Origin of the sequence: Novosphingobium sp. PhB57, assembly GCF_004342985.1 — a bacterium.
Classification (GTDB): domain Bacteria; phylum Pseudomonadota; class Alphaproteobacteria; order Sphingomonadales; family Sphingomonadaceae; genus Novosphingobium.
Genome location: NZ_SMBO01000003.1, coordinates 76,592 through 100,326, shown reverse-complemented (window position 1 = coordinate 100,326; position 23,735 = coordinate 76,592). Strand labels below are relative to the sequence as shown.

Here is a 23,735-nt window from a genome sequence, read left to right as displayed (position 1 = left end):
CGTCGTCCCGGGTCGCCCCCGGGACGACGACAGGATACACGTGCCTTGAAACCCGGAGAGAATTGACATGAAACGTGGACCGATCGGCGCCTCGACGGCCCTGCTGGCCTCCCTTGTAGCGATCCAGCCCGCCTACGCCTCGCCCTCGGTCTACACCGCAGCTCCCGATGAACCCGGTGCCTTCACCGTATCCGGCAAGGCCGATGGCCGTGCCGATGATACGGCCGCGATCCAGCAGGCCATCGACGCCGCCGCCGAAAAGGGCGGCGGCGGCATCGTGTTCTTGCCCGCCGGCACCTACCGCATCAGCCGCACCATCTTCCTCTGGCCCGGCGTGCGCATCTTCGGCATCGGCGAAAAGCGGCCGACGATCGTGCTCGGTCCGCGCACGCCCGGCTTCCAGAAGGGCGTGGGCCACATGGTGATGTTTGCTGGAGGACGCCGCGAGCGGGACCCCAAGGATGCTCGCCCCGTCGCCTTCGCCCCGCCCGGCAGCGTGCCCTTCAACAAGGACATTCCGGACGCCAACCCCGGCACGTTCTACTCCGCGCTCGGCAATATCGACTTCCGCATCATGGACGGCAATCCGGCCGCCACCGCCATCCGCTTCCACTCCGCCCAGCACAGCTTCGTCAGCCATGTCGATTTCGACATCGGCTCCGGCCTCGCGGGGCTCTATCACGTCGCCAACGAGGCCGAAGACCTGCACTTCCGCGGCGGCCGCTACGGCATCCTGGCGGAGAAGCCCTCCCCCGCCTGGCCCTTCGCCCTGGTGGACGCCACTTTCGAAGGCCAGCGCGATGCGGCGATCCGCGAGCACGAAGCGGGGCTGACCCTGCTCAACGTCTCCATCCGCGACACGCCGGTGGGCATCGAGATCGACCGCGGCTACGGCGACTGGCTCTGGGGCCAGGATGTCCGCTTCGAGAATGTCTCCAAGGCTGGCGTGCTGATTTCCAACGAGAACAACGTCTATACCCAGATCGGCTTCCAGAACGCGGTGGCCACGCATACCCCGGTCTTCGCGCGCTTCCGCGAAAGCGGAAAGACGGTCGCGGGCAAGGGAGAGACCTACAAGGTTTCCTCATTCACTCACGGGCTGACGCTGCCGGCGTTCGGGCAGATGGGCGCCTATCGCACCCAAGTGGATGCCGAGCCGCTCTCCGCCCTGCCCGCGCCGTCCGCCCTCGCCATCCGCGCGCTGCCGCCGGTCTCCGACTGGGTGAACGCCCGCAGTCTCGGTGCGAAGGGAGACAATCAGAGCGACGACACCGCCGCGCTTCAGAAGGCCATCGACACGCACCGCGTGGTCTACCTGCCTTCCGGCTTCTACAAGGTCAGCGACACCCTGCGGCTGCGGCCCGATACCGTGCTGCTGGGCCTTCATCCCAGCCTGACGCAGATCGTCCTGCCGGACGGATCTCCCGGCTACGCCGGCGTCGGCGCGCCGAAGGCGCTGGTGGAGAGCGCCTCGGGCGGAGACGCCATCGTCGCCGGCATCGGTCTCAATGCCAACGGCAACAACCCGCGCGCCGCCGCCCTGCTGTGGAAAGCGGGGGCACGCTCGATGGTGAACGACGTGAAGTTCCAGGGCGGCCACGGCACCAACCGCTTCGACGGCACACGGATGGATCCCTACAACAACAACGCGACGGCCGATCCCGATGCCGCGCGTCGCTGGGACGGCCAGTACGCCAGCCTCTGGGTGACCCAGGGCGGCGGCGGTACTTTCGCCAATATCTGGAGCCCCAGCACTTTCGCGCACCCCGGCATCCTGATTTCCGACACGACCACGCCCGGCCGCCTGATCCAGGCCTCGGTGGAGCACCACGTCCGCACCGAGATCGGGCTCAACCGCGTCTCGAACTGGGAACTGCTGGCTCCACAGACCGAAGGCGAAGCCGGCGAAAGCGGCGATGCGGTGGCGCTGGAAATCCGCAATTCCAGCAATATCCTGGTCGCCAATCTCCACGCCTACCGCGTCACCCGCACGCGCAAGGCGGCCCCGGCCGCCATCACGCTCTACAATTCGCAGGACATCCGTTTCCGCAACGTCCACGTCAATGCCGAGAGCGGCGTCGGGACTTGCGACGAGAACGGCTGCGCCACGTTCCTTCGCCTCACCAAGTTCCCCTTCGAGAATGCCTTGCGCGACGTGACGCATGGGCTGGACGTGCGCGAACGCGAATTCGCGGTGCTGGACGTCAGGGCCGCCCCCCAGCCCGTCGCACCCGTCACGTTCGAAGGCGCCCGCATCGAGAAACTGGCAGACGGATTCCACTCCATCGGCGGAGGCGCCGTAGACGCGCAAGGCAAGCTCTATTTCATCGACCGCCAGTTCCAGCGGATCTGGAGCTGGTCGGACAGCGGCAAGCTGGAAATCGTGCGCGATGCCGCGCTCGATCCGGTGAACCTGACGGTCGACCGCTCGGGCAACCTGCTTGTGCTGTCCTCGTTCGGGCGCAACGGCACCGTCTACAGCCTCAAGCCGGGTTCGCCCGACACCGAGCTGACAGTGATCGCGCCCCGACCGGCGGGCAAGTCGGGCAATGCCGCAACGGTGCTGCCGGTCAACTGGTGGATCAACGGCGAGTTCAAGGATCAGATCGACCCGAAGACTTACGCTTTCACCACGCTTGCCGAGATGTTCACGCGCAACATGGCGCTGCCCAAGGCCGAGGAATATGCCTCGCCCGATGGCAGCGTGGTCCTTCCCGCCTGGCGCGTGTTCGCCCAGGGTCCGGCCGATCACCGGGGCCTGCGCTTCTCGGACTCGCTGGACAGCTACGGCTTCATCCAGGGCAAGCCCGGCACGCGCGTGTTCCTGACCAACGCCTCGGAAAACCGCACGTATAGCGGCGTGGTCGGCGCGGAAGGCGCCGTCACCGGCCTCAAGCCCTTTGCCGAGCGCGGCGGAGAAGGCGTTGCCAGCGATGCGCAGGGCCGGGTCTACGTGGCCAACGGGCAAGTCTTCGTCTACTCGCCAGAAGGGCAGGAGGTTGGACGGATCGACGTGCCCGAGCGGCCGCTGCAACTGGTGTTCGGCGGCGAGGACGGCAAGACGCTCTACATCCTGACGCACCACGCCCTCTATGCCGCGCGGACCGGCCGGTGACGCGCCTGATCCGGGCGCTGCTGCTCCTGCTCGCGCTCGCCTGCCCGGCGAGCGCATGGGCAGAAGCGCAGTACCGGCTGCTCGTCCTCGCGATCCCGAACAAGTACCATTACGAGTATATCCCGATCGCGCGCGACAGCCTGGAGCATCTTGCCCGGCTTCACGATTTCGACCTGACGTACACCAACGATCCCAAAGTCTTCGAAGGCGACCTGCAGCGCTATGCCGCGGTCATGTTCCTCAACACCCCGGGCGAGGAACTGAACCCGGCCCAGCGCCAGAACTTCGAAAGCTACATGCGCGGCGGCGGCAATGCCATCGTCGTCCACCGCGCGCTCATCATGCCGCCGGGGAACTGGCCCTGGTATGAGAAGCTGGTCGGCCGCAGCTTCGTCAATCACCCGATGCTGCAGACGGGCGTTGTCACCGCCGCCGATCCCGGATTCCCGGCAACCTTCGGCCTGCCTTCGCGCTGGATATGGAGCGATGAATACTATGTGCTGACCAATCCGCACGGGATCAGGATCGAGCCGGTGCTGCGTGTCGACGAAACGAGCTACGACCCCACCCGCATCTGGCCGGGACAAGTCGCGAAACCGATGGGGGACCACCCTGTCGCCTGGTATCACCGTTTCGAAAAGGGCCGCGTCTTCGTCACCACGCTGGGCCATAGCGGGGAGGCCTACCGCGAGCCGCAATACCTCGCGCACCTGATGGGCGGGATCTACTGGGCCGCCACCGGGCTGGGCCAGCAACGCTGAGAACGCGCTTCCGCGGAGACGCGAAGTCCCCGCTCTTACCCAGGGCTTAGCGCAGGCGCCTTCTTACCTGTAGCGCCCCATCGTGACCTTCAGCCACACGGGCCGCGCGGTGAGATTGATGCCGTAATCGGTCTGGTCCCCGTTCCACACCCGGTCCGTAACCCAATCGTCCTTGGCGAAGTGCCCTTCCTCGATCCTGAGGACCATGCCGTTCGGCGGGCTGCCCGCTGCCGGTGCAAACGACACTCGGGCGTGATCGCCCGTCAGCAGGAACGTGTCGGCCGAAAGCTGCGCGACGGCGATGCCGCCGACTGGCTCCGAGGCCCAGGCCGGAAGGTCGGCATCGGGGAACCATTCGCGCTGGCCGAACTGCCACTGGCCGAAGCTGGCCGTGATCTGCCAGCTGCCCATGGTCATCTCCTGCGCCGCGCCGTCATCGGGCTTGGCGGCACCCCAGGTCGGATGCTCGAAGGCGATCTTCGCCCAGGGCCGCATCGCCTCCGACAGCACGCGGTACTTCGCGGCATAGGCGTCCAGCGTGGCCTCGTCGAAGCTCTTGGCGCCGAGCGGGAAGTTGAAATAGTCGCTGCCGTCCATGCCGAACGGCGAGAACCCGATGGCGCCGCGCCCCAGCGCCGGCCAGAAGTACCGGGCGTATTCGCGCGCATTGCCGATTTCCGGCACCATCAGCGCGTTGTCCGGCCGGGTGTAGAGATCGAGGTGCTTCAGGACATTGCGGCTCTTGCGGTCATAGATGTCAGGCGCCGCGAAATCGAGCGAAGGCGCCGCCGCCTTCCAGATGTCGAGGACATCGCCCTGCGGCCCGCCGCTGGCGACGCTTTGCGGATCCGGCTCCTTGAACGGGTCGGCCAGTGCGGCGTTGACGTACATCGGCAGCGGCTTGATCGCCTTGCCCGCCGCCGCCAGTTCCTCGATGTAGCGCGCCGTGAACCAGGTGTTGAAGGCCCGGTCCGCCTTGTTGCCGAAGACCTGGCTCCAGGTGCCCGAGCGGCCGCCAAGCCGCCGCGTCAGTGCTTGCGGCACGGCGCCTGCAAACAGCTTCTGCGCCGCTGCCCCGTAATCGCGGGGATTGCGGTAGCTTCCGACCTCGTTCTCGGGCTGGACCATGACGATGGTGTTCTGCGGATCGTGGTCCCGCACATAAGTCATGAGCGCCAGGAAGGCCCGCTTGTCCGCGCGCAGCGTTTCCGCGCTGTGCGGCGTCAGGACATCGTGGTCGCTGCCATCCGGCTTCTTCATCCGCGGGAAGCGCCGATTGTCCACCTTCACCCAATCAGGCGTATAGGCGAGGCCCGTGTTCTTCCAGGCACCGAACCACAGCAGGACCACGCGCTTGTCATGGCTGCGCGCCTGGTCGAGCAGGGCCTGGACGAAGCTGAAATCGAACTGCCCCTCGCGCGGCTCCAGTTGCTGCCAGGCGACGGGCACTTCCACCGTGTTCGCGCCGATCCGGTCCAGCACCGGCCAGGCGGTCTGCAGCGGCTTGGGATAATTGGAGCTGTTGTTGACTTGCCCCGCCAGCATCAGGAACGGTGCCCCGTCGACGATCAGGGCATGGCGTCCCTGGCGCGTCTCGATATGCGGGACCTCGCCCTCCTGGGCCAGTGCCGGGGCAGCCGTGACGGAGAGCATGGCGCTGGCCAGCAGGATTGCAGAAGATCGCATCGTGCGGGTCGTCCTCAGGGCTGTTCTTGAAGGGAAAAGATGCGGCTGGCCGCCGTCCATTTGCTGTCGGCGGCGGCCCAGGCAAGCGGACGCTGGAACTGGTCCATCAATTGCTCCCAGGCCTGCACGGCCGGGTCCGCAGCATCGGCGGCCGCCTTCTCGGCCGGATCGAAGCCGGGCTCGGTCTCCATGACCATGACCAGCCGGTTCCCGGTGCGGTAGATCTCCATGTCGCGGATCCGCGCGGTGCGAATGCTCTGCACGACCGCCTCCGGCACCGCGCCCGCCGCATGCCAGGCCTCATAGCGCGCGATGGCTTCGGCTTCGTCCGCAAGATCTATCAGCAAGACCTGTCGCATCGCCTTCCCCTCTTCCGTGGCATCGCCGGCGGCCGGCGTCATGAGCGGCCGCCTCGCCTGCGGGATAGCAAGCGAGGCGGCCGCAGCAAGCCGGATCAGTAGGTCAGGCGTGCCGTCAGGCTGACGCGGCGATCGTTCAGAACGTTCGACTGCGGCCTGCTGGCGATACCGTAATAAGTGCGGTTCTCCGTATTGGTCAGGTTCACGCCGTCCACCGTCAACGCGAAGTTCGGCGTCACGGTGTAGGTGATCGAGGCGTCAAGCTGGCCGCGCGCGTCATTGAAGATCGGCAGATTGCCGCTGCCGTTGCCACGCGTGGTCACCACGTACTTGCTGCGCCAGTTGTAGGCCACGCGGGCCGAGAGCGGCCCCCGATCGTAGAAGCCGATCAGGTTGTAGCTGTACTTCGAGAGCAGTTCGAGCGGCACCGACAGCTTGTTGCCTTCGTTGTCGGCCGCGTCGGGGCTCGGCGCCTTGCTGTCCACGTAAGTGAAGTTCGCCTGGACACCGAAGCCGGACCATATGCCGGGCAGGAAGTCGAAGAAGGTGTTGCCACCGATCTCGAAGCCCTTGATCTTGCCGTTGTCGCCATTGAGCGGGCGCGTGACGTCGACGGTGAAGGGACCATTGCCGAAGTCATACGTCTCGGTGCTGGTGATGTTGGCGATGAAGCCGTCCACCTTCTTGTAGAACGCCGCGCCGTAGAGCGAGCCGGTCTGGGAGAAGTACCATTCGAGCGAGGCGTCGAACTGCTTGGCTTCCAGCGGCTTCAGGAAAGGATTGCCGCTGGAGGCGGTGCGCAGGCCGCTGCCGGAATTGAACTCGACGATATTGATGTTGGGGTTCAGCTGCGAGAAGTCGGGGCGCGTCAGGCCCTTCGACGCGGCCAGGCGGAGCTGCAACTTGTCATTGAAGTGATAGCGCAGGTTCAGGCTCGGCAGCGCCTTGGTGTAGTTGGAATTCACCCCCAGCGCCACGTAGGAGATCGGGCCGTTGCCCGGCTGGCCGTCGATGATGACCTGGGGGGTCTGGACGATGAAGCCGTCGGTTGAAACCTTGGTCTTGATCACGCGGACGCCGATATTGCCGTCCAGCGGGAAGCCGGCGTCGGCGAAGTCGAACTTGGCCAGACCATAGGCGGTATAAGTCTTCTCGCCCTGGGTGTTGCGGTCGCTGGGGACGTAGCTCACGCCGTCAAGCAGCGACTGGCGCTGGGAATCGCTGACATAAGGCGCCAGCGCCTGGCGGGTGGCGTCGTAGTCGAGCACGATCCCGCGGCTGAAGAACACGCCGCCGTCCGGCACGCCCTGATAGCCGCGATAGAGATCGCCGCGGAACGGGTGGACCTCATAGAGGTTATCGGCCAGCGCGCTCGTGCCGTAATAGGCGTAAGTGCTGGAATCGGTGACCGCGGAACGGTCGGTATAGCGCAGGCCTGCCGAAATCGAGCGCAGGATGCTGTTGTCGAAGCGGTATTCCGCATCGAGGCGCCCGGCGTATTCCTTGCCCACCGAGTGATCGATGTGGTCCAGGTACCCGCCGCCCAGCGGGGCGTAATTGGCCACGTCGGTGACGGAGCCGTTGCCGTTGCTGGGATCGTTGTCGGGCAGGATGTCCATCGTCGGCACGCCGCTGCCGACCACCTGATAGAGCCGCTCCGCATTGGAGTGCAGGATGACGATCGAGCGCTGGCCGTCCGTGGTGCCGCGAATGTACTGGAAGTCGCCGTTGACCGACAGGTTGTTGGTCGGCGTCCACTTCAGGTTGAGCGAGAAGTCGTTGGTGACCGACTTGCGGCGCTCGAGGCTGGTGTTGGAATCGATGGGAACGCTGGCGAAAGTGCCGCTGCGGAAATTGCCGTCGTCATCAAAGGTGAACGGCTGGGTATAGTCCGGCGTGATCGGATTGTTGCCGGTATAGGCGAAGAAGCTGTAGTCGCCGTACTGGAACTTGTAGTCCGAGCGCACATATTCGCCCGTGACGAGCAGGGTGTCGGTCGGCTTCCACTGGATCGCCGCGTCCACGCCCAAGCGGCGGCGATCGCCCAGGTACTGACCGATGCCCACGCCGTGCGGCAGGTAGGTGTCCTTGCCCAGGCGGCCGAGACCGGATGCCACGGCATAGTCGGTGGCGTTGTTCGGATTGCCGTTCGCATCCAGTGACTGGTCCAGTTCGTAGAACGGCTGGCTGGAGATCTGGTCCTGGCGGAACGCGGTCTTCTGGTAGGCGAAGTCCACCATAACGCCGATTTCGCCGATGCCGGTATTCCAGCGATCGGAGAGCAGCAGGTTGGCCTGCGGCGTCGATTTTCCGTAGAGATCGTAATAGTTGATGCTGGCGCTGGCCGAGGCCTTGAACCCGTCGAAGTCGAAGGGCTTGCGCGTGCGCAAGTTGATCAGGCCGCCGATGCCGCCTTCGATCTGGTCGGCCGAGGGGTTCTTGTAGACGTCCACGCCGGCCAGAAGCTCGGAAGGCACGTCTTCGAGGCTGAGGTTGCGGCCGCCGTTTGCCGTGAACACGTCGCGGCCGTTCACTTCGGTGCGCACCTGGCTGAGGCCGCGGATGGAGACCGAACTGCCTTCGCCGAAGCTGCGCTGGATCTGGATGCCGGTGATGCGCTGAAGCGCTTCGGCCACGTTGCGGTCAGGCAGCTTGCCGATGTCTTCCGCCACGATGGAATCGACGATCACGTCCGAGTTGCGCTTGATCGACTGCGCGTTGCTGAGGCTCGCGCGCACGCCGGTCACGACGATGTCTCCGGCCTGGCCTTCCGCATCCTGCGGCGCGGCGGCTTCCACGCCCGAAGCGTCCTGAGCGCTGGCAGGCGACATCACGCCCAGAGCGACGGTTGCAACCGAAATACCCGTAAGCAGACGCGCACGGCGCGATGCCTGATCAATCGTCCTCATGGACTTCCCTCTCCCTGGCTCCTCGGCGGAGCACATCCTCAAAAGTCGCATCGCCGGGCGGCCTTGGCCCGTTACCGACCTTGCCCGTTCCCGATCCTGCTTCGCCTTGTCCGCACGAGCGCGGTGACGACGAGCGACTCATTACTCGCAATTGACACATTGTGAAATATAAAAATTGATTTCATATGTGGATTGTGGTCGATGGCACATGGAAATTCCGCGCTCCCTCGGCGAATAAGGGGCGGGCAAGGGATCGGAGAGGATCGATGGACGGCAAGACGCGCTATCAGGCGCCCGCGCTGAAAAAGGGGCTGGAAATCCTCGAACTTCTGGCAGGTTCGAGCGAGCCACTGATCATGTCGGACATATCGGCGGCGCTGGGCCGTTCGGTCAGTGAAATATTTCGAATGTTGCAGGTGCTGGAAGAGCACGGCTACATCGCGCGGGCCGAGGACGGCTACCGGCTGACCAACCGGCTGTTCGCGCTGGGCATGAGCCAACCGCCGATCCGCGACTTGGCCTCCACCGCGCTTCCGGTCATGCAGGAGCTGGCCCGCGGCGTGGGCCAGAGCTGCCATCTCGCCGTCGCATCGGGTGCCGAGATGATCGTCATCATCGCGATCGAAGCGCCGGGACTTTCGGGATTCGCGGTCAGGGTCGGCTATCGCCGTCCGCTGCATCTCTCGAACTCCGGCCGCATCCTGCTCGCCTTCCAGTCGGCCGAGTCGCGCGCCGCCATGCTGGGCGACATCCGCAGCGCAAACCCGGCCTTCGATGAGGACGAGCTGATCGCCAGGCTCGAAAAGGTGGCCGCTGCCGGCGGCGCCAGCGAGCCCAGCCCGATGCTGACCGGGATCACCGACCTTTCGGCCCCCATCCTGTTCGGCGGGATCGCGCGCGCCGCGCTCACCGTGCCGTTCGTAGCCGGGCCTGCCAGCAAGACCACGATCGAGGAATGCAGCGCCAGCGTGCGCCAGGCAGCGGCCGCGATCGGCAATGCCATGTCCCCGATCCGCCAATGGACATCCCCGGAGCTTCAGGAGCAGACCCCGTGACCCAGTTCACCCGCCGCACCACGCTGGCCGCCGCGGCCGCGCTGACCATCCTGCCACGCCTGGCGCGTGCGCAGACCAGCGCCCAGGACGAAGTCGTGCCGCTCTGGCCCGGCGCGGCGCCCGGTGCGCCTGCCGCGCCGATCCACCGCAAGGTGGCGGACCAGTCCAGGGACCCCGCAAAGCCCGATCGCTGGGTGACGGGGATCGACCGGCCCGTCCTGGTGGTGAAGCGTCCGGCCCGGCCCAACGGCAGCGCCATGCTGATCGTGCCGGGCGGCGGCTATGGCTTTCTGTCCTACGACAACGAAGGCACGAGCCAGGCGGCCTGGCTCAATGCCAGGGGCGTGACGGCCTTCATCCTGCTCTACAGGCTCCCCGGCGAAGGCTGGAGCAAACGCGAGGACGTTCCCTTGCAGGATGCCCAGCGCGCCATGCGCCTGATCCGCGCCGGCGCGAGCCGGTTCGGCATCGATCCCGGCAAAGTGGGCGTGCTCGGCTTTTCCGCGGGCGGCCACCTGGCCGGATCGCTCGCCACCCGGCATTCCGAGCGCGTCTACCAGCCGGTCGATCAGGCCGACAGCCAGAGCGCCGCGCCGCAAGTGGCCGGTCTGGTCTATCCCGTCGTCAGCCTGCTCGCGCCCTTCACGCATGTCGGTTCGCGGGACAACCTGCTCGGACCGGGTTCCACCCCCGCCATGCAGAAGGCCCGTTCGGTGGAAGAGCGCGTCGACGGCGCGACCTGCCCGACGTTCCTGGTCCATGCGGCCGATGACGGTCTGGTGCCGCCCGCCAACAGCATCGCCCTGTTCCAGGCCCTGCAGGAAGCCAAACGGGCGAGCGCCCTGCACATCTTCGAGAACGGCGGCCATGGCTTCGGCGTTCGCCTGCCCGCAACCATGCAGGCAGCCGCCTGGCCTTCGCTTTTCACCAGTTTCGCCGCCACGCACGGAGTGACCGCGTCGTGAGGGCAGGCATTGCCGCCCTGGCGCTGGTTGCGGGCCTCGCTTCTGCCCAGGCGGCGGCGCAGCAATACCAAAGCTCTCCCGAGCGCAGGACCGTGGAGGAAAAGGACTGGGGCCAGTGGCTCGGGCCGTTCCGCGCGAAGCTCGTGCCCAGCCTGATGCAGGACTTCGGCGAGCGCTATCTCTATGCCCCCGCCAACGCGGCCCTTCCCGCACCGCGCCCCGGCGAAAAGCGCGTGGTCTTCCTGGGCGATTCCATCACCGATCGCTGGAACCTGACGGCCAGCTTTCCCGGCAAGCCTTACGTCAATCGCGGCATCGGCAGCCAGGTGACCGCGCAGATGGTCCTGCGTTTCCATCAGGACGTGGTCGCGCTGAAGCCGTCTGCGGTCGTCATTCTGGCGGGGATCAACGACATCCAGGGCTTCCTCCAGCACGAGACGCCCGAACAGATCGAGACGAATTGGGAGGCCCTGGCCGACCTGGCGGATCGCCACGGGATCAAGGTCGTGTTCGGCGCCCTGCTCCCGGTGAACAACTATACCCCGGCAGCGAAAGACGTCGTCAAGGAGCGCGATCCGAAGGAAATTCTGGCGCTCAATGCCTGGCTTCGCGCCTTCTGCACCCGGCGGAAATACGGCTTCGCAGACTACCACACCCCCATGGCCGACCGTGACGGCCTGATGGCGGCGCGCTTCACCGAAGACGGCGTCCATCCGCTCGACAACGGCTATGCAGTGATGGCGCCAATCGCCCAGCGCGCCATCGAAAAGGCCCTGAAAGGCAAGAAATGAAAACGAGCCGCCTGCTCCCGGTCGCCGCGCTGGCACTGGGTTTCTGCCTTGCCCACCCTGCCGCCGCGGAAACGCGCGTGCCGGGAGATCCCCACGCCGAGGACCCGGTCGGCATCGTCGCCGATCCCTGCCCGGTCCATCCCGCACCTGCGGATGCCGCCGGCTGGCAACTCTGGAACCTCCACATGCTGACCCGCGATTTCGGGCAGCTCTGCCGCTATGCAGAGGCGAACCGGGCGCTGGCGGGGCAGAAGGTCCGGGTCGTCTTCATGGGCGATTCCATCACCGACAACTGGATCAACGCCGATCCGCAATTCTTCACCGGCGGCATCGTCGATCGCGGCATCAGCGGCCAGACCACCGCGCAGATGCTGGTGCGCTTCCGCCAGGACGTCGTCGACCTGAAGCCCGAAACCGTGCACATCATGGCCGGCACCAACGACATCGCGGGCAATACCGGCGCGGCGACGATCGACACGGTCATGGGCAATATCCAGAGCATGGCGGAACTGGCCCGTGCGCACGGGATCAAGGTGATCATCGCCTCCGTTCCCCCCGCCGCCGCCTTTCCCTGGAGCCCGGGCAAGCTGCCCGCGCCTCAGGTGGACGAGATGAACAGGCGGCTCTCCGCCTATGCCCGCATCAACCACTTCGGCTATGTCGACTACCACCGGGCCATGGCCCAGCCGGACGGCGCCATGAAGCCGGGCCTTGCCAGCGACGGCGTTCATCCCACGCCGGAAGGCTATGCCGTCATGCGCCCGCTGGCCCTTGCCGCCATTGCCGCCGCCATTACCGGAACTTCGGGAGCCCCCAAATGATGGACCTCAAGCGACGCTCCTTCCTGGCCGGCGCCGCGGCGCTGGGCCTCGCCCGCACCGCGCGTGCCGCCAGCGCCATGGGCACGACGCCCGGGCCGGTGCAGGCCAACTGGCCCTCGCTGGTGGCGAACTACCGCTATCCCGACTGGTTCCGGGACGCGAAGCTGGGCCTCTGGGCGCACTGGGGGCCGCAATCGGTTCCGCAGCAGGGGGACTGGTACGGCCGCTTCATGTACATGCAGGGCCACCCGATGTACGAACATCACCTCAAGACTTACGGCCATCCCTCGGTCGAGGGGATGAAGGACATCCAGAACCGCTGGACGGCGGAACGCTGGCAGCCGGAAGCGCTGGTGGAGCGCTACAAGAAGGCCGGCGCCAAGTATTTCGTCGCCCTCGCCTGCCACCATGACAACCTGGATTGCTACGACAGCCGCTACCACGCCTGGAACAGCCTGCGCGTCGGCCCGCGCAAGGACGTGGTGGGCATCTGGGAGAAAGCCGCGCGCCGGGCCGGGCTGCGCTTCGGCGTCTCCAATCACGCCGCCCACGCCTGGCACTGGTACCAGACCGCCTATGGCTACGACCCGACCGGACCGGATAAGGGCCGCCGCTACGATGCCTTCAGCCTGCGCAAGGCCGATGGCAAGGGCCAGTGGTGGGACGGGCTCGACCCGCAGGAACTCTATACCGGCGGTCACGCCGTCATGCCTGACGGGATCGACAGCATCGCCGCGATGAACGCCTGGCACGAGGCGAACGACGGCCAATGGATCGAGACCGGCCCCAAGGACGATCCCGCCTATGTCACCCGCTGGCTGCTGCGCCAGACCGACCTCATCGACAAGTACCGGCCCGACCTGGTCTATTTCGATGACTACGGACTGCCGTTCGGCCCCGTTGGGCTGGAGGCGGCGGCGGACTACTACAACCGCTCGATCCAGTGGCACGGCAAGATCGACGTCGTCCTGACCGCCAAGCAGCTCTCGCCCGAGGCCCGCTTCGGCGTGGTCCAGGACGTCGAACGCGGCTATACCGACCATATCTGGGACGAACCCTGGCAGACCGACACCTGCATCGGCGACTGGTTCTACAACGTCGCCCGCCTCAACGACAAAAGCTACAAGACCGCCGAGGAAGTGATCCAGCGGCTGGCCGATGTCGTGTCGAAGAACGGCAACCTGCTGCTGTCGATTCCGCAGCCGGGTGACGGCTCGATCGACAGCGAGGAAGACCGGATACTCGACCAGATGTCGGAGTGGATGGAAACCGGGGGAGAGGCGATCTTCGGCTCCCGTCCCTGGCGCCATTACGGCGAAGGCCCGAACCGTCCGGTGCTGGGCATGCAGAGCGAGGACAAGGCGAAACCCTTCACCGCGCGCGACATTCGCTTCACCACCAACAAGGGCGCGCTTTACGCGCTGGTGCTCGGCAAGCCGGAGGGCGACGTCACGATCGCGACGCTCGCTGCCGGCCGCGAACCGGGGATGGTCGAACAGGTGACCCTGCTTGGCGGCGGACCGCTGGTTCACCGCCGCGACGGGCAAGGGCTCCATCTTGAAATGCCGCGCGGCCACCGCGGCTTCGTACCGGTCGTCCGTATCGACGGGCGTGGATTGATCTGAATTGCAAAACGACATTGCAGGCGAACAGGGGACAAGAGGAATGATCGCAGGAAGCCTAAAAGCCCGAATGAAGGCTCAAACGACAATGGCCAGATCGATGAAGGCCAGATCGATGAAAGCCGGCGCGCTGGCGAGCGTTGCGGGCGCGGCCTGCCTCGGCCTGGCCATGCCCGCGCTGGCAGCGCCGATGGCATTGCTGGACCGCAACGGCACGCGCGTCGCCGTGGAGCCCTATGCGCCCAACATCGTGCGCGTGACCATCGCTCTCGATCCCGAACTGGCCGAAGCCGCGCCGGGCGAAGGCCCCAATGCCGCGCCGGACGCCGCAGGGTGGAACCATAGCGCCGGCACCGACGGCGACATCTTCGCATCCTCCGCGCTCAGCCTCACGGTCGATGCCAAGCCCTGGCCCAAGGCGCCGAGCCAGATGGAGCGCTATTTCGCGCCCTCGCTGCCGCCGGTCAGCCTGTCGATCCGCGACGGCCAAGGGGAGTTGCTGACGAAGATGACGGGTTGGGACATGGCCCCCGTCACCGTCAACGGCGAGAAGACATTCAAGGTCGGCGCCACGTTCGAGGCGGTATCGGGCGAGCATTATTACGGCCTCGGCCAGAACCAGGAAGGCGCGCTCGATCTCAAGGGCCGCCAGATCGACTGCTCGCACAGCTATGACGCGCCGGCGGGCGAAACCGTCTGCGTGCCGTTCCTCGTCACCACCAAAGCCAACGGCAAGCTCTGGGGCATCGTCTGGGACAACCCGGCGCGCACCCTGGTCTGGCCGGGCCTTCATTCGACCACCCGTTTCCAGTCGCAAGTGGGTGAGCGCGTCTCGTTCTTCGTCATCACCGGCAAGACCAGCGACGAGCTTTATGCCGGTTACGCCAAGCTGACCGGCGCCACGCCGCTGCCGCCCAAGGCCGGCTTCGGCCTGATCCAGAGCAAGGCGCGCTACGAAAGTCAGCAGGAACTGCTCGGCATCGCCAATGGCTATCGCCAGCGCGGCTATCCGCTCGACGTCATGGTGCTGGACTGGTTCTACTGGACCCGCATGGGCCAGCTCGACATCGACCGGACGTACTACCCCGATCCGAAGGGCATGAACGACACCCTGAAATCGATGGGCATGCGCTCCATCATCAGCGTCTGGCCCCGTTTCGAGCGGGAATCGCGTTACTTCGACATGCTGGCGGGCAAGGGCTGGTTCCTGAAGGACAAGGACGGCAAGCCCGTGGACGGATTGCCCATGCGCTTCGACCGGGCCGGTGCGCTGATCGACAGCACCAATCCCGAGGCCCGCGCGTGGTTCTGGGGCAAAGTGCGCGACAATATCCTTAGCCAGGGGTTCGACTGGCTCTGGCTGGATGAAACCGAGCCCGATCTCATTCCGGACGGCTATTTCTACTCCATCGGATCGGGCGATCGCTATCACAACCTGTTCCCGCTGGTGCACACCTCGGGCGCGGCGGAAGGCTCTGCGCGCGACCGGCCCGGCATGCGCAACATGATCCTGTCGCGCGCCGCCTACCTCGGCTCGCAGCGCACCGGCAGCCTGTTCTGGTCCTCGGACGTGAAGTCCACCTGGGAAGCCCTGCACCGGCAGATCCCCACCGGCCTGAACTTCACTGCCTCGGGCCTGGCCTATTGGGGCAGCGACATCGGCGGCTGGCAGTGGCCGAGCGGTCCGAAAGCCGAACATCCCGTGCTGGTCGATCCCGCCGGAGCGACCGCCATGGCGCCCGACTATCCGGACTATCCGGAACTCTTCGTGCGCTGGTTCCAGTACAGCGTCTTCACCCCCACCTTGCGCATCCACGGCCAGCGCCCAGCCACGGCGATCTGGGAATACGGCACCGCCGCCGAGCCGATCCTCGCGGACTACCTGCGCCTGCGCTACACACTCATGCCCTATATCTATTCCCTGGGACGGCACACTTACGAGACCGGCGCGCCCTTCATGCGCGCGCTGTTCATGGACTTCCCGAACGATCCCAAGGCCGCGACGCTGGGCGACGAATATATGTTCGGCCCGGCCTTCCTGGTGGCGCCGGTCACCGAGCAGGGGCAGACCCGCAAGTCGGTCTACCTCCCCGCCGGCACCGCCTGGTACGATTACTGGACCAACCAGCGCTTCGAAGGCGGACAGAGCGTGGACGTCGATGCCTCGATCTCCCGCATTCCGCTGTTCGTGAAGGCGGGCTCGATCGTGCCGATGGGCGCGGCCGTGAAGAGCACGGCGGAGCAGCAGGCGATCGAAAGCATCCGGGTCTATCCGGGCGCTGACAGCCACTTCACGCTCTACGACGATGACGGTACGACGAACGCCTATCGCAAGAGCGACGGGCGCAAGGCCGAACTGGTGTGGAACCAGGCGGCCGGAACGCTCACGAGCAAAAGCAAGCTCCCCACCGGCCAGTCCGTTTCCGGCCTGGTGCGCGTGATCGGGCCGGGTACGGCAGAACAGGAAGCAGGACAATGACCGGTATCAATCGCAGGGAACTCGGGCTGGGGCTGGCAGCAGCAGGCCTCGGCACGGCACTGGGCGCCTGGCCCGCCTCCGCGCAACCTTCCGCCCCCGGCACGGGGCCGCGCACGGATCGCGGGGCTCAGGACCCGCTGGGCTTTCCTGCCGACTTCATCTGGGGCTGCGCCACCGCAGCCTACCAGATCGAAGGCGGCGTCAAGGAGGACGGCCGCGGCGAGACCGTCTGGGACACGTATGCGCACACCCCCGGCAAGACGACGGACGGCGGCACGGGCGATGTCGCCTGCGACAGCTATCACCGCTATGCCGAGGATATCGCGCTGCTGAAGGCGCTGGGCGTGAAGGCCTACCGTTTCTCGGTGGCCTGGTCGCGCATTTTCCCGAGCGGCAAGGGCAAGCCCAACCAGAAGGGGCTCGACTACTACAACCGCCTTGTCGATGGCCTGCTCGCCGCGGGCATCGAGCCGCACATGACGCTGTTCCACTGGGACCTGCCCACCGGCCTCCAGGGGGGCTGGCAATCGCGCGATACCGCCCTTGCCTTCGCGGACTATGCCGGCTTCATGGCCAGCAAGACGTCCGACCGCGTGAAGCACTTCATGACGGTGAACGAACTGCGCTGCTTTACTGACCTTGCCTACTGGAACGGCAACAAGGCCCCCGCGCTGCGGCTGCCGATGGATCAGGTCAACCAGGTGCGGCACCACGGCGTGCTTGCGCACGGGCTCGGGGTCCAGGCGATCCGCGCCCATGCCAGGGCCGGAACCCAGGTCGGCCTGGCCGACAACGCCACCATCTTCGTCCCCGCCATCGAAACGCCTGAGCACATCGAGGCGACCAAGAAGGCCATGCGCGAGGAGAACGCCATGTTCCTCACCGCGATCATGGAAGGGCGCTATATCGACAGCTACCTTGCCGCGCAGGGCAAGGACGCGCCCAAGGTGCAGGCAGGCGACATGAAGGCGATCGGCAGCCCGCTCGATTTCGTCTCGCTCAACGTCTACACCGCGAACACCGTGCGAGCGGCTGCTACGGCGAGCGGCTACGAGATCCTGCCGCATCTCGCCAATTCGCCGCGCATGGCCTCACCCTGGCTCTATGTGACCCCGGAAGCGCTGTACTGGTCGATCCGCACCGTCAGCGAGCTGTGGAAGCCGAAGAAGCTCTATATTTCGGAGAACGGCTGCTCGGCCGACGATCCCGTGGCCCAGGACGGCAAAGTCTACGATGCCGACCGCGTGATGTACTTGCGCAATTACCTGACCCACCTCCAGCGGGCAGTGAGGGAAGGCTATCCCGTGGACGGCTACTTCCTCTGGAGCCTGATGGACAACTTCGAGTGGGAGGACGGCTATACCAAGCTGTTCGGGATCCACCACGTCGACTTCAAGACCCAGAAGCGCACGCCGAAGCTCAGCGCCGACTGGTACCGCGAACTGATCCGCAGCAACAAGCTGGTCTGACTATCGCGCCCCCGGCCGGTCCTGTCCGGCCGGGGATACCGCGGCGATGGGCTCAGTCTTCGTCCCGTGGCGGCAGCCAGCCGAGTCCGGCGGAGATCTGGCGCGCCGCTTCGCCCAGCATCCGGCGCGTTTCGTTGAGATCGGTTCGCTGGGAGCCGTCGATGGTCAGGAGAAACGGCAAAGTCAGCGCGGCGCTGACCTGCCCGTCGAAGCCGAAGACCGGGAAGCTGATGTCGGTCACGCCGGACGCCCGCGCACTCGGCTGCATTTCATAGCCCTGCTCGCGGACCGTATCGAGGCGTTTTTCAAGCCGCCGCAGCGCTGCCTGGCTGGCGTCTGGCAAATCGGCGATCGCGGCCGCCCGGCGCTCCGGCGAGGTGAAGGCCAGCAGGACGTGCCCGGAACAGCTCGTCATCATGTCCACCACCGTGCCCAGCCGAATGCCGAAGCCTACCGGCCCGGCGTTCTCCTGGCGATGGATCACCGTGGCGGCAGCGCCGGTGCGGACCACCAGATGGCACGACTGGTTGGTATCGATCGACAACTGGTGCATGACCGGCGCCGCGACATTGCTCAAGGTATGCGCGGGCGTGGCCCGAAAGGCGACGTCCAGCACGCGGTAGGACACGCTGTAGCGGTCGTTGGCGGGATCCTTGCGCAGCCAGCCGCGCCGCTCCATCACGATGATGATGCGGAACACTTCGCTGATCGAACGTTCCAGCCGCTGGGCGATCTCGCTGATCGTAAGGCCGCTGGGATCGCGCGCGAAAAGTTCGAGGATCTCGATCCCTTTTTCCAGCGCGGGTGCGGAATAGGCACGCTTGCCGTCCGTCTCACCGCTTTCGGTGTCGGATCCGCGCTTTGCCCCTGATGCTCCTGCGGAGCGGACGTTGCCCAAAATCTTTGCCCTTCCTTGCTCCTGCCCGCCCCCCGCGAGCCACGCGGCGGGGACCGTCCCCGCCGCGATCATCCTTGACGGCCGTTCGCTATCAGCCGGCCGCGACCACGCGCTGGTTCTGCTCGCCCAGACCCTCGATGCCCAGGCGCACGGCCTGGCCTGCCGAGAGGAAGCGAGGCGGATCGAAGCCCAGTCCGACACCAGCGGGCGTACCCGTCGATATCACGTCGCCGGGCTGAAGGCTCATGAACTGGCTGAGATGCGAAATGATCGCCGCGACGGGGAAGATCATTTCGGCCGTGGTGCCATCCTGCACGCGCTCGCCGTCCACTTCCAGCCAGAGGCGCATGTCGTCCAGCGCCGGAGCCTCGTCGGGAGTGACCAGCCAGGGGCCGATCGGGCCGAACGTATCGCAGCCCTTGCCCTTGTCCCAGGTGCCGCCGCGATCGAACTGGAAGCTGCGTTCCGACACGTCGTGAACCACGCAGTAGCCGGCAACGTGGTCCAGGGCTTCGGCTTCGGAAATGTAGACCCCGCCCTTGCCGATCACCACGCCGAGTTCGACTTCCCAGTCCATCCGGTCCGAGCCGCGCGGCTTGACGATATCGTCGTCCGGCCCGCAGATCGCGCTGGTCCACTTGTTGAACACCACCGGTTCCGACGGGATCGCCATGCCGCTTTCGCGGGCGTGGTCGCGGTAGTTGAGGCCGATGCACACGAACTTGCCGACACCGCCCACGCAAGGCCCGATCCGCGCGCCCTCGGGCGCGAGCGGCAGGCTTGCCAGGTCCAGCCCGCGCAGTGCAGCCAGCCCCTCCGGCGTCAGCACGTCACCGGCGATATCCGGGACGATCTGCGATATGTCCCTGATGCGGCCTTCACCATCGAGGATTCCCGGGCGTTCCTGCCCCTTCTCACCGAACCGCACTAGCTTCACAGCATACTCCTTCGAAAGATAATCACGTCAACAGCCGGTCGAGGTGCGTATAGCCGCCGTCCGGAAATATCCATTGTCCCGTCGTGTGGCTGGCCCGCGCGGAGAGCAGAAAGACCACGGTGTCCGCCACTTCGCCGGCCATGGTCATGCGCCGTCCCAGCGGTACCCGCTCCGAAATCTCCGCCAGCTTGGCGCCGGGATCCTCGAAACTCTCGATCCACCGGGCATAGAGCGGCGTCATCACTTCGGCGGGCAGCACCGCGTTCACGCGAATGCCGTCCGCCAGCAGCGCCGCCGCCCATTCGCGCGTGAGGCCGAGCTGCGCCGCCTTGGCGGCGACGTAGCCACTGGTCTGGCCCTGCCCGGTCACCGCCGTCTTGGACGAGATGTTGACGATGGCACCCCGGCTTTCGCGCAAGTGCGGCAGGCAGTGATGGGCGAGCCCGTAGTAATGCGCAAGGTTGGCGTGGACGGAGGCCATGAAGGCCTGCGTTCCGGCCTCCAACCCCACCCCGTCGTTCGCCCCGGCATTGTTGACCAGACCGTGGATCCCGCGGCCGGCGGCGGCGATCTCGGCGATCGCGTCCCGGCAGGCATCGTCGTCAGTGACATCGACTTGCCGGAACAGCGCATCGCCTTGCAGTTCGCGCAGCTCGGCTTCGAAGTCGGCGGCCAGGGGACTGCGCCCCAGGATCGCCGGAATGGCGCCTTCGCGCGCGAGGGCCAGCGACACCGCGCCGCCGATACCCGCCCCGCCGCCGCTGACCACGACGACCTTGTCCTTCAGTTCCAGGTCCATCAGTCCACCCGGTACTGGGCGATCGATTCCGCCTTCATCTCGATGGAGAAGCCCGGGCGCTCCGGCGGCATATAGGCAGCATCCCGGATCACGCAGGGGTCCACGAAGTGCTCGTGCAGATGGTCGACATATTCGATCACGCGGTCCTCCATCGTGCCCGAGAAGCAGAGGTAATCGATCATCGACAGATGCTGGACATATTCGCAGAGGCCCACCCCGCCGGCATGGGGCCAGACCGGCAGATCGTACTTCGCGGCCATGAGCAGCACGCCCAGGATCTCGTTCACCCCGCCGATGCGGCAGCTGTCGATCTGCACGACGTCGATGGCCTTGCGCATCATGAACTGCTTGAACAGCATGCGGTTCTGGCACATCTCGCCCGTGGCGACACGAACCGGTTGGATCGCCTCGCGGATGGCCCGGTGCGCCTCGACATCGTCAGGGCTGGTCGGCTCCTCGATGAACCAGGGCTTCGCGAAGGCCAGCGCATTGACCCAGTCGATGGCCTGCTGCCGTTCCCATATCTGGTTGGCATCGATCAGCAGGCGGCAATCCGGCCCGATCACCTCACGCGCGATGCGCACGCGGCGGATATCGTCCTCGAGATCGCGACCGACTTTCAGCTTGATCTGCCGGAAGCCTGCATCGACGGCCTCCTGCGCCAGACGGCGCAGCTTGTCGTCGGGATAGCCGAGCCAGCCCGCCGAAGTGGTGTAGCACGGGAAGCCGCTCTCCAGCAGCCGCTCCACCCGCTGGGCCTTGCCTTGCGCCTTGCGCGTCAGCAGTTCGAGCGCTTCCTCCGGGCCGATGCAATCGGTCATGTAGCGGAAGTCGATGGCGCGCACGATCTGCTCGGGGCTCATCTCGCCGATCAGCCGCCAGAGCGGCTTGCCCTCTACCTTCGCCCACCAGTCCCACACCGCATTGACAACGGCCCCGGCAGCCATGTGCATGGCGCCCTTGTCGGGGCCGATCCAGCGCAATTGGCTGTCGCCGGTGACATGGCGCCAGAACCGGCCCGGATCGTCCCTGATCCAGTCCAGCTCCAACCCCACGACCAACGGCCGCAGAGCTTCGATCGCGGCAACGCAGATCTCGTTTCCGCGCCCGATGGTGAACGTGAGACCGTGCCCCTCGATATCGAGATCGTCGGTCTCCAGGATGACATAGGCCGCCGAATAATCGGGGTCGGGGTTCATGGCGTCCGATCCGTCCAGCGCCAGGCTGGTCGGGAAGCGAATGTCGGCGGTGCGCAGGGCGGTGATGCGGCTCATTCGACGGTCCATCCGCCGTCGATCACGGCCGTGGTGCCGGTCGTGAACGCGCTTTCGTCCGAAGCGAGGTAGGTCGCCAGCGCGGCGATCTCTTCCGGCCGGCCAAGCCGGCCCACCGGCTGGCGCGCGGCGAAGGCGCTGCGCGTCTCCTCGAAGGAGTTGCCGGTCGCCTCGGCCTGCGCCTTCATGCGCCCTACCAGCGAGGGGCTTTCCACCGTGCCCGGACAGATCGCGTTGCAGCGGATTCCCATCTCCACGTAATCGGCCGCGATGGACTTGGTCAGCCCGATCACCGCGGCCTTGCTGGCGCCGTAGGCGAAGCGATTGCGCACCCCGATGATCGAAGAGGCCACCGAGGAGATGTTGACGATGGATCCCGTTCGCTTGTCCACCATGGCCGGGAGATACTCACGGATCACGCGGAAAGCGGCCGTGACGTTGAGATCGAGCGCCTGCGCCCATTGTTCGTCGGTGCAGTCCAGCAACGCACCGGGATGGACGATCCCGGCGCAGTTCACCAGAATGTCGCAGCTCCCCGTGGCGCGCGCCAGTTCCCGGATAGCCCCGGCATCGGTGAGGTCGACCACATGGGCCTCCACGCCCGCCAGGTCCGCCAGCCCTTCGCGGTCCCGGTCAACGGCATGAACCGCCGCGCCTTCCGCCACGAACCTTTCCGCGATCGCGCGGCCAATCCCTGCTGCCGCAGCGGTCACGACCGCGCTCTTACCGGCAAGTCTCATCAAGTACCTCGTTCGAATGGAGTGTCGGGCGATCCGGCTGGGCGTGACGTCAAGCGCCGGTTCCCATGGCCGTTTCGCGGCAGGCAGCCAGATCGCCGTCGCCGGCAAGCTGGAAATAGGCACGGCGGGCATTGCCGCCCATGATGGCGTCGCGGTCCCCCGCGCCGAGCGGCGCCAGGAGTTTCAGCGCGAGCGCGTGAACCTCGCGGTAACTGGCGGCCAGTTCGCAGACCGGCCAGTCAGAGCCATAGATGAGCCGCCCAGGTCCGAAGCAGTCCAGCAGATGCTCCATGTAGCGCAGCATCTGCAACTCGCTCCAGTCCCGTCCGCACGCCTGGGTAACGAGGCCGGACAGCTTGCAGAACACCGGATAGGCCCGCGCGACATGGGCGATCCGGCTTGCCCAGGGCTCCCACTCGCCCGTCGCAATTCCCGGCTTGGCACCGTGATCGATGACGATGCGGCCCGGCCCCACGGCATCGAGAAAGGCAGGAACGCCCTCAAGCTGCGGCGCGTGAATGAGAAGGTCGTAGGCGTAACCGGCTTCCAGAACCTGCCGCACGCCGCGCCGGAAATCCGGGCGCTCCAGGAAGTCCGGATCGGGCTCGTCCTGCACATGGTGACGAAAACCGATCAGGCGTGGCTCGTCCGCCAGCACGGCAAGACGTTCGGACAGATCGGGAGCGGTCAGGTCAACCCAGCCCACCACGCCCACGATAGCGGCATGGTTCGCGGCCAGGTCCAGCAACCAGCGAGTCTCGCCTTCGCTCTGGCGCGCCTGGACGGCAATGGAGCCCGCGATTCCGCAAGCGATGAGATCGTTTGCAATAAGGTCGGGAGTGAAATCCCGATCGATGCCGGAGCCCGCCTCGATCCACGGGTATGCCCCCGGATCATAGGCCCAGAAATGCTGGTGCGCATCGATATGGCCCGACATCATCGATCGGCGCTCCTCTCTCTCACTGCCGTATTTGACAGCATCTTCTATATGTGAAAATTTAGCGAGCGATCGGGCATAGCGCAAGCGTCAATCTTTTGTGGAAGACGGTTGCGCG

18 protein-coding genes are annotated in these 23,735 nt (G+C 66.1%); 9 read left to right on the top strand and 9 right to left on the bottom strand.

Annotated elements, in window-relative coordinates; all coding sequences use genetic code 11:
* The first annotated feature begins 67 nt into the window (after positions 1-67).
* Complete coding sequence (locus EDF58_RS11260) at positions 68-3,115, top strand: glycosyl hydrolase family 28-related protein (RefSeq protein ID WP_132265494.1); 3,048 nt, start codon at positions 68-70, stop codon at positions 3,113-3,115.
* The gene (locus EDF58_RS11255) at positions 3,112-3,876 is read left to right on the top strand and encodes a ThuA domain-containing protein (RefSeq protein ID WP_132265492.1); all 765 of its coding nucleotides are present in this window, start codon (positions 3,112-3,114) and stop codon (positions 3,874-3,876) included. The genes EDF58_RS11260 and EDF58_RS11255 overlap by 4 nt, the downstream gene beginning before the upstream one ends.
* Positions 3,877-3,939: 63 nt before the next feature.
* Here the strand turns inward: EDF58_RS11255 and EDF58_RS11250 are convergent, their stop codons facing one another.
* From EDF58_RS11250 to EDF58_RS11240, 3 genes are all read right to left on the bottom strand, one after another.
* Complete coding sequence (locus tag EDF58_RS11250; RefSeq protein ID WP_132265490.1) at positions 3,940-5,562, bottom strand: DUF5597 domain-containing protein; 1,623 nt, start codon at positions 5,560-5,562, stop codon at positions 3,940-3,942.
* Between the two features lie 14 nt (positions 5,563-5,576).
* A complete protein-coding gene (locus tag EDF58_RS11245; RefSeq protein ID WP_132266159.1) occupies positions 5,577-5,921 on the bottom strand; it encodes an L-rhamnose mutarotase in 345 nt (114 codons plus the stop codon).
* Positions 5,922-6,016: 95 nt separating this feature from the next.
* Complete coding sequence (locus tag EDF58_RS11240; RefSeq protein WP_132265488.1) at positions 6,017-8,830, bottom strand: TonB-dependent receptor; 2,814 nt, start codon at positions 8,828-8,830, stop codon at positions 6,017-6,019.
* Positions 8,831-9,096: 266 nt separating this feature from the next.
* Here EDF58_RS11240 and EDF58_RS11235 point away from each other — a divergent pair, with 266 nt between their 5' ends.
* The 7 genes from EDF58_RS11235 to EDF58_RS11205 all read left to right on the top strand — a co-directional run bounded on the left by EDF58_RS11235 (position 9,097) and on the right by EDF58_RS11205 (position 18,032).
* Positions 9,097-9,885 carry an IclR family transcriptional regulator gene (locus EDF58_RS11235; RefSeq protein WP_132265487.1) on the top strand — a complete coding sequence of 263 codons (789 nt, stop codon included), beginning with the start codon at positions 9,097-9,099 and terminating at the stop codon, positions 9,883-9,885.
* Complete coding sequence (locus tag EDF58_RS11230) at positions 9,882-10,850, top strand: alpha/beta hydrolase (protein ID WP_132265485.1); 969 nt, start codon at positions 9,882-9,884, stop codon at positions 10,848-10,850. The genes EDF58_RS11235 and EDF58_RS11230 overlap by 4 nt, the downstream gene beginning before the upstream one ends.
* The gene (locus tag EDF58_RS11225; protein ID WP_132265484.1) at positions 10,847-11,641 is read left to right on the top strand and encodes a GDSL-type esterase/lipase family protein; all 795 of its coding nucleotides are present in this window, start codon (positions 10,847-10,849) and stop codon (positions 11,639-11,641) included. The genes EDF58_RS11230 and EDF58_RS11225 overlap by 4 nt, the downstream gene beginning before the upstream one ends.
* Complete coding sequence (locus tag EDF58_RS11220) at positions 11,638-12,462, top strand: SGNH/GDSL hydrolase family protein (RefSeq protein WP_132265482.1); 825 nt, start codon at positions 11,638-11,640, stop codon at positions 12,460-12,462. The genes EDF58_RS11225 and EDF58_RS11220 overlap by 4 nt, the downstream gene beginning before the upstream one ends.
* Positions 12,459-14,087: an alpha-L-fucosidase gene (locus EDF58_RS11215; protein ID WP_132265481.1), complete on the top strand. Its 1,629-nt coding sequence runs from the start codon at positions 12,459-12,461 to the stop codon at positions 14,085-14,087. Before EDF58_RS11220 ends, EDF58_RS11215 begins: the two co-directional genes overlap by 4 nt.
* 97 nt (positions 14,088-14,184) lie before the next feature.
* Positions 14,185-16,563: a TIM-barrel domain-containing protein gene (locus EDF58_RS11210; RefSeq protein ID WP_132265479.1), complete on the top strand. Its 2,379-nt coding sequence runs from the start codon at positions 14,185-14,187 to the stop codon at positions 16,561-16,563.
* The gene (locus EDF58_RS11205; protein ID WP_132265477.1) at positions 16,560-18,032 is read left to right on the top strand and encodes a GH1 family beta-glucosidase; all 1,473 of its coding nucleotides are present in this window, start codon (positions 16,560-16,562) and stop codon (positions 18,030-18,032) included. The genes EDF58_RS11210 and EDF58_RS11205 overlap by 4 nt, the downstream gene beginning before the upstream one ends.
* Before the next feature lie 52 nt (positions 18,033-18,084).
* On the opposite strand, the gene EDF58_RS11200 is transcribed toward EDF58_RS11205, so the two are convergent.
* The 6 genes from EDF58_RS11200 to EDF58_RS11175 all read right to left on the bottom strand — a co-directional run bounded on the left by EDF58_RS11200 (position 18,085) and on the right by EDF58_RS11175 (position 23,620).
* Positions 18,085-18,930 (bottom strand): IclR family transcriptional regulator, encoded by an 846-nt coding sequence (locus EDF58_RS11200; protein WP_243654193.1) that lies wholly within the window; start codon positions 18,928-18,930, stop codon positions 18,085-18,087.
* A gap of 91 nt (positions 18,931-19,021) precedes the next feature.
* Positions 19,022-19,867 carry a fumarylacetoacetate hydrolase family protein gene (locus EDF58_RS11195; RefSeq protein WP_132265474.1) on the bottom strand — a complete coding sequence of 282 codons (846 nt, stop codon included), beginning with the start codon at positions 19,865-19,867 and terminating at the stop codon, positions 19,022-19,024.
* A gap of 22 nt (positions 19,868-19,889) precedes the next feature.
* Positions 19,890-20,666 (bottom strand): SDR family oxidoreductase, encoded by a 777-nt coding sequence (locus EDF58_RS11190; protein WP_132265472.1) that lies wholly within the window; start codon positions 20,664-20,666, stop codon positions 19,890-19,892.
* Positions 20,666-21,940, bottom strand: a complete 1,275-nt coding sequence (locus EDF58_RS11185) for an L-fuconate dehydratase (protein ID WP_132265471.1) — start codon at positions 21,938-21,940, stop codon at positions 20,666-20,668. Before EDF58_RS11185 ends, EDF58_RS11190 begins: the two co-directional genes overlap by 1 nt.
* Positions 21,937-22,680 (bottom strand): SDR family oxidoreductase, encoded by a 744-nt coding sequence (locus tag EDF58_RS11180; protein WP_132265469.1) that lies wholly within the window; start codon positions 22,678-22,680, stop codon positions 21,937-21,939. The genes EDF58_RS11185 and EDF58_RS11180 overlap by 4 nt, the downstream gene beginning before the upstream one ends.
* Positions 22,681-22,729: 49 nt before the next feature.
* Complete coding sequence (locus EDF58_RS11175) at positions 22,730-23,620, bottom strand: amidohydrolase family protein (RefSeq protein WP_207912922.1); 891 nt, start codon at positions 23,618-23,620, stop codon at positions 22,730-22,732.
* Between the last annotated feature and the right edge of the window lie 115 nt (positions 23,621-23,735).

What these genes read in the sequence shown, in the direction of transcription:
- EDF58_RS11260 (WP_132265494.1), top strand. Translation starts at nt 68, where the DNA reads ATGAAACGTGGACCGATCGGCGCCTCGACGGCCCTGCTGGCCTCCCTT.
- EDF58_RS11250 (WP_132265490.1), bottom strand. Translation starts at nt 5,562, where the DNA reads ATGCGATCTTCTGCAATCCTGCTGGCCAGCGCCATGCTCTCCGTCACG.
- EDF58_RS11245 (WP_132266159.1), bottom strand. Translation starts at nt 5,921, where the DNA reads ATGCGACAGGTCTTGCTGATAGATCTTGCGGACGAAGCCGAAGCCATC.
- EDF58_RS11240 (WP_132265488.1), bottom strand. Translation starts at nt 8,830, where the DNA reads ATGAGGACGATTGATCAGGCATCGCGCCGTGCGCGTCTGCTTACGGGT.
- EDF58_RS11235 (WP_132265487.1), top strand. Translation starts at nt 9,097, where the DNA reads ATGGACGGCAAGACGCGCTATCAGGCGCCCGCGCTGAAAAAGGGGCTG.
- EDF58_RS11220 (WP_132265482.1), top strand. Translation starts at nt 11,638, where the DNA reads ATGAAAACGAGCCGCCTGCTCCCGGTCGCCGCGCTGGCACTGGGTTTC.
- EDF58_RS11215 (WP_132265481.1), top strand. Translation starts at nt 12,459, where the DNA reads ATGATGGACCTCAAGCGACGCTCCTTCCTGGCCGGCGCCGCGGCGCTG.
- EDF58_RS11210 (WP_132265479.1), top strand. Translation starts at nt 14,185, where the DNA reads ATGAAGGCCAGATCGATGAAAGCCGGCGCGCTGGCGAGCGTTGCGGGC.
- EDF58_RS11205 (WP_132265477.1), top strand. Translation starts at nt 16,560, where the DNA reads ATGACCGGTATCAATCGCAGGGAACTCGGGCTGGGGCTGGCAGCAGCA.
- EDF58_RS11190 (WP_132265472.1), bottom strand. Translation starts at nt 20,666, where the DNA reads ATGGACCTGGAACTGAAGGACAAGGTCGTCGTGGTCAGCGGCGGCGGG.
- EDF58_RS11185 (WP_132265471.1), bottom strand. Translation starts at nt 21,940, where the DNA reads ATGAGCCGCATCACCGCCCTGCGCACCGCCGACATTCGCTTCCCGACC.
- EDF58_RS11180 (WP_132265469.1), bottom strand. Translation starts at nt 22,680, where the DNA reads ATGAGACTTGCCGGTAAGAGCGCGGTCGTGACCGCTGCGGCAGCAGGG.
- EDF58_RS11175 (WP_207912922.1), bottom strand. Translation starts at nt 23,620, where the DNA reads ATGATGTCGGGCCATATCGATGCGCACCAGCATTTCTGGGCCTATGAT.